This is a genomic window from Ideonella azotifigens (assembly GCF_006519715.1).
GTDB lineage: Bacteria > Pseudomonadota > Gammaproteobacteria > Burkholderiales > Burkholderiaceae_C > Ideonella > Ideonella azotifigens.
On the sequence record NZ_VIDT01000392.1, the window covers coordinates 1 to 5,313 of the forward strand.

Genomic DNA, 5,313 nt, shown 5'->3' on the forward strand with positions numbered 1-5,313 from the left:
GCGCGCTGTCCACATTGCTGACCAGGGCCTGGCGGCGGCCGCTGCTGTCGCGGCGCAGCAGCCGGTTCAACGGCGGCACGCGGGCGGCAACCCAGCTTTCGCCTGGCGCCGTGTCGCGCACGCTGACCCAGTCGCCCACCACCAGTTGCTCGTCCTGCATCTGCAGGGCCAGGCGCAGCGTGGGCCAGAGTTGCGCGCGTTGCGGCTGGTGGCCGTCGTGCAGCGTGAAGCGGTCGCGCTGGACCTCGGTGATGCGCATCAGCCGGTCACCGGCTTCGTGGGGAAGGGAAAGGCTTTGCGCCAGCAGCGCTTGTTGCAGGCCGATGCGACGCAGGGCCTCGAAATCGATGGTCTCGATCATGGGTGTGTCTGAAATCCGTTGGGGCTCGACAGCCGCGCGCAGCAGGCGTGGCGCGGCGAAACACCGCCAGCGTGTGGCGGTGAACGGGCTGTGCGGCGAGCGCCGCGACGGATCAGACGGGAAAGGAAACGATCAGCAGGCTTGGCTGCGGATCAGGCGGGCCGCAAGGCGCGGCCGGCGAAGAAGGCGAAGTCCGGGTTCCGACGCGGCGCTCAGCAGGCAGCCGGCAGGGCGGGGGTGCGGTGGGTATTCGTCATGCTCAGCCTCCTGCAGGTCGGTGGATCGGAAAACAGTGAGGCGCGACTGTCGCGCCAGTCGGCCGCGATGTCAAGCAGGGACAATGCGGCCCATGGACAACACCCACATCGACTTCGAACTGCGCGGCGAATACATCACGCTGGACGCCTTGCTCAAGGCCACTGGCCTGGCGACCAGTGGCGGCCATGCCAAGCAGCTGATTGCTGACGGCCAGGTGCTGGTCGACGGCGCGACCGAGCTGCGCAAGACCTGCAAGATCCGCATCGGTCAGCAGGTGCAGCTGGGCGATGGCCGCATCACCTTGCGGGCGGCCGAGGTCTAAGAGCCTGAGCCGGTTCAGGGGTTCGGATTGGCCGCGCGCCAGGCCTGCACGGCTTTCATCATCGCGGTGACGTGTTCTTCCGGGTCGCCGGAGACCAGTGTGTCCAGGATCTGGCCGCGCGGGCTGATGGCAAACGAGATGCGGCCGGCCACGTCGGGCAGCAGCGTCAGGCCCACGCCGTAGGCCTTGATGGTGCGCGACTCCGGGTCGGCTGCCACAGCAAAGCTGTTGCGGCATTCTTCGACCGAGAAGCGCTGCAGGGTTTCGAGCGAATCGCGTGACATGCCGATCACCGTGGCGCCCAGCGCGGAGAACTTCGGCGTGGCCTCGGCGAACAGATGGGCTTCCAGCGTGCAGCCGCTGGTGAAGGCCTTCGGAAAGAAGTACAGCACCACCGGGCCCTTCTTCAGTGCCCCGGAAAGCGAGAACTTGAAGGGCTGGCCGCCAAGCGCGGCGTCGGCGTTGAAGTCCGGAGCCTTGTCGCCCGGGGCCAGCGCGGCCTTGGCCTGACCGACCACGGCCAGCGAGGCCACCAGCACACAGCCCAGCATGCCCAGGCATGCACGACGAACCCACATTGGCTCACTCCAGGTGATGCGATGGCCCGCCGTGCGGCCCCCGGCGGGGGCCTCTGCACGGTACCGCCCGCTCAACCCATCAGGGCTTCACGGTCGGACCATCGGTGCCGAGCTCGACCCCGAAGGCCAGCGTCAGCTTGGCGAATTTTGCCGCATCGCTGGCCTGGTTGCCCATGTTGGCCAGCGTGTCGTTTGCCGAGTGGATGTAAGGGTTGTCGTCGGTGAACGCGGCCTCGAACGGCAGCGAAGCGGCGTAGCCCTTGCCGTACCACGAGGCATGGTCGGAGCAGCCATAGCCGCACTTGTCGTAGCCCACGGTCAGCGTCGGCAGGTAGGTCGAAGCCAGGTTGGCCAGGAAGGTGTTCTGCGCGCCGTTGGTGTAGTCGGTGTAGATGTAGATGTCCTTGGCGCTGCCCTGGTAGTTGGTCATGTCCAGTTGCAGCACGCCCACCACTTTCTTCAGCTGGCGCTTGTAGGCCTTGGCAATTTCAGCCGAACCCAGCAGGCCTTCTTCCTCGGCGGCGTAGCCCATGAACTGGATGGTGCGGCGCGGCTTGTAGTTGTTGGCCACCATCACGCGCAGCACTTCGGTCAGCGTGGCGATGCCGGAGGCGTCGTCGTCGGCGCCGGGCGCGCGGGTCTCGTTGGTCACCTTGCCGGAGACGATGGAGTCCAGGTGGGCGCCCATCACGACGATTTCCTTGGGCTTGGCGGTGCCCTTGATCGTCAGGATGACCGACTTCTGCGGCCAGCCGGCGTGCGTGAACTGCTCGACCGTGATGTCGCTGCGGGTGCCGGCCAGGGCCTTCCACATGGCCATGATCTTGTCCGAGGCGGCCACGCCGTAGGTGCTGGTGTAGTAGCGGTTCTGGAAGTCCGAGAGGGTCTGGATGGTCGACAGGATCTGGCTGTCCTGCACCTGCGTGATCATCGGCGCGACCTGATCCTGGTTGTCGATGGTGTAGCTCGGCACCACGACCTTGCGGGCCAGGCTTTGCGCTTCCTGCTGCCCGTTCAGCGCGCTGAAGGCCTCGGCGCGCGAGGCATGGGCCACGAAGCCGGCACAGCGGTGCGTGTCGGTATGGATGGCTTCGCTCAAGGCCGGCAGCAGCGCGTTGTCGATGTGCACCACATGCACCAGCTCGCGGCTTTCCTGCAGCGCGGCGCTGTGGCTGCCGGGCTTGGGCGTCTGCATGACCCATTCGCGCTGCGCTTCGCTGCGCACGTCCGGGTCAATCTTGCGCAGCAGGCCGAAGGCTTGTTCGCCCAGCGTGATCCAGGTCTGGGATTGGGCCGTGGCGGCGGCGGGGGCGGCCTGGGCGGTGGTGGCCAGCAGCGGCGTGGCCAGCATGAGGGCGGCGGCCAGGTGGGTCAGGCGCAGGGCGGGGGAGACGAAACGGAGCATGGCGAACCTCGTGAGTTGGAATCGATGCGCGCGCGCCGGGTGGGCGATGCGCTGGCACCGTGGACTTGGTCGTGCCGCAGGGTTTTGTGACCCTTGTGCGACCTCGGGCCGCGCGAGTATCTCCACGCCGCGCCGCCTGCCCATCCCTAGTCCGCTGAGTCCGCTGAGTCCGTTCAGTCGGTTGGATCCACTTCCGCCGACTTGCCGCGGCCGAGCTTGTACCAGAGCGCGCGTTCGCTGATGCCCAGCTTCGCAGCGGCCTGGCGCTTGTTGTCGTGCGTCGCCAGCAGCGCACGCGCAATCAGCCGCTGTTCCAGCGCTTCGACCGCGCTGCGCAGGTCCAGCGTCTCGGCGAGTGGCTCGTCGGCCGTTGGCGGTGCCGCCGCCGCGGTGCGTCGCGTCAGGTCCGCCGGCAGGTGTTGGACTTCGAGCTGTTCGCCGCGGCCCAGCACCAGCGCGCGCTGGACCACGTTGTCCAGCTCACGCACATTGCCTGGCCAGGCGTAGCCCTGCAGGCAGGCCAGCGCCTCCGGCGACACGCGGATGCGCCGGCCCTGGCGCGCGGCGAGGTGGCCGACCAGGCCTTCGATGTCCTCGGTCCGTTCGCGCAGCGGCGGCAGGGCCAGCGAAAACACATTGAGCCGGTAGTACAGGTCCTCGCGCAGCCTGCCGGCGCGGATGGCTTCGCGCGGGTCGCGGTTGCAGGCCGCGATGACCCGCAGGTCCAGCGCCATGCTGTGGTTGCTGCCCAGCCGCTCCACGCGGCCTTCCTGCAGCACGCGCAGCAGCTTGGACTGCAGCGCAATCGGCATTTCGGTAATCTCGTCGAGGAAGATCGTGCCGCGCGAGGACAGCTCAAACTTGCCCACCCTGTCCTTGGCCGCGCCGGTGAACGAGCCCTTCTCGTAGCCGAACAGTTCGGCCTCGACCATGTCGGCTGGCAGCGCCGCGCAATTGACCGCGACGAAGAGTTCGCCGGCCCGGTCCGAGGCCTGGTGGATCGCGTGCGCGGCGACTTCCTTGCCGGTGCCGGTTTCGCCGGTGATCAGCACCGAGGCGCGGGTCGGCCCCACCTGGCGGATCTGCTCGAACACGCTGGCCATGGCCGCGCTGCGGCCGAAGAAGCCACTCACCGGCCGGCCGGCCTGTTCGCGCAGGAAGTCGTGCTGCACGCGCAGCTTCTCGCGCGACAGCACGCGCTGCATCGCCAGCTCCAGCACGTCCAGGTCCACCGGCCGCAGCAGGTAGTCGTGCGCGCCCAGCTTCAGCGCCTTGACCGCCGTCTCGATCGAGCCTTGCGCGGTCATCACGATGGTCGGCACGCTGAGCTGGCGCGCGGTCATTTCCTCCAGCAGGCCGATGCCGTCCAGCACCGGCATGCGCAGGTCGGTCAGGATCAGGTCCACATGCTCGTGTTCCAGCAGCTCCAGTGCCTGCCTGCCGTCCACCGCGACCAGCGCGCGGTGGCCCAGCTGGCGCAGCATGATCTCCAGCACGCGGCGCATGTGCGCCTCGTCATCGACGATCAACACGGTTGAAGGTGTCATGTCTGCCCCTCGTCCGCGGCATACCGCGTCCGATCCCCCGAGGGGATGCGGGCCGGCTTGGGAGCGGCCCGGCGCTCGGCCCGCGGCGCGGTGTTCGAGCGAAGGTGTTTCATGCGAGGTCTCCCGGCAAGGCTGCCCGCACCCGCGGCAGCCGCAGCGTGAAGGCCGCGCCGCCCAGCGTGCTGGTGCCCACGACCATGCTGCCGCGATGCGCGTGCACGACCTGTCGCACCACGGCCAGTCCCAGCCCGATGCCGCCTTCGCGGCCGGACACGAAGGGATCGAAGATGCGCTCGGCCAGCGCGGGCGGAATGCCGGGTCCGTCGTCGCCGCAGCTCAGCGTCACGCCGTCGCCATCGTCCGCGGTGGACAGCAGCACCCGGCCGTCTGCGTCCGCGGCTTGCGCGGCGTTGCTCAGCAGGTTGAACACGGCTTGCATCAGTTGTTCCTCGTCGGCCTCGATCTCTGCCTGCGTGGCCAGCAGCGACAGCGTGACCTTGGCCTGGGCGCTGTCCGCCTGCTTCAGTGCGTGCATCTGCACGCAGCGCTGCAGCAGCGCGTGCAGGTCGCAGCGCGCGAAGTGCGGCAGGCGCGGGCGGGCGGTGTCCAGCAGGGTCGTCACGAGGGTGTTCAGGCGCTGGGTTTCGGAGTCGATGAAGCCCATCAGCTCGCGTGCCTCGTCGCCCAGCTGAGGGTCGCGCTTGAGCACCTGGGCCGACGAGCGCAGGATGCCCAGCGGCGTGCGCACCTCGTGGCCCAGCACGGCGGCCAGCTCGCCCAGCATCGCCATCTTCGAGGTGCGCACCAGCTCCTGGCGCGAGCTGTCGAGCTGGCGCGTCATG

General features: G+C 68.5%; 5 protein-coding genes and 1 pseudogene. 1 reads left to right on the plus strand and 5 read right to left on the minus strand.

What is annotated here, in order from left to right:
- Positions 1–361, minus strand: a pseudogene (locus tag FKP22_RS20180) (ribosome small subunit-dependent GTPase A); the annotation flags it as partial.
- Positions 362–710: 349 nt separating this feature from the next.
- On the opposite strand from FKP22_RS20180, the gene FKP22_RS20185 reads away from it, so the two are divergent.
- Positions 711–941 carry an RNA-binding S4 domain-containing protein gene (locus tag FKP22_RS20185; protein WP_141289488.1) on the plus strand — a complete coding sequence of 77 codons (231 nt, stop codon included), beginning with the start codon at positions 711–713 and terminating at the stop codon, positions 939–941.
- A gap of 14 nt (positions 942–955) precedes the next feature.
- Here FKP22_RS20185 and FKP22_RS20190 read toward each other — a convergent pair whose 3' ends face one another.
- The 4 genes from FKP22_RS20190 to FKP22_RS20205 form a co-directional block, all read right to left on the minus strand.
- A complete protein-coding gene (locus FKP22_RS20190; RefSeq protein ID WP_231012756.1) occupies positions 956–1,519 on the minus strand; it encodes a peroxiredoxin in 564 nt (187 codons plus the stop codon).
- A 79-nt stretch (positions 1,520–1,598) separates the two neighbouring features.
- The gene (locus tag FKP22_RS20195; protein ID WP_141289489.1) at positions 1,599–2,924 is read right to left on the minus strand and encodes a M20/M25/M40 family metallo-hydrolase; all 1,326 of its coding nucleotides are present in this window, start codon (positions 2,922–2,924) and stop codon (positions 1,599–1,601) included.
- 173 nt (positions 2,925–3,097) lie between these two features.
- On the minus strand, positions 3,098–4,471 hold the full coding sequence (locus tag FKP22_RS20200; protein ID WP_141289490.1) for a sigma-54-dependent transcriptional regulator: 1,374 nt from the start codon (positions 4,469–4,471) through the stop codon (positions 3,098–3,100).
- 109 nt (positions 4,472–4,580) lie between these two features.
- Positions 4,581–5,313, minus strand: a 733-nt coding sequence (locus FKP22_RS20205; protein ID WP_233446904.1) for a two-component system sensor histidine kinase NtrB, incomplete at its 5' end; no start/stop codon positions are given.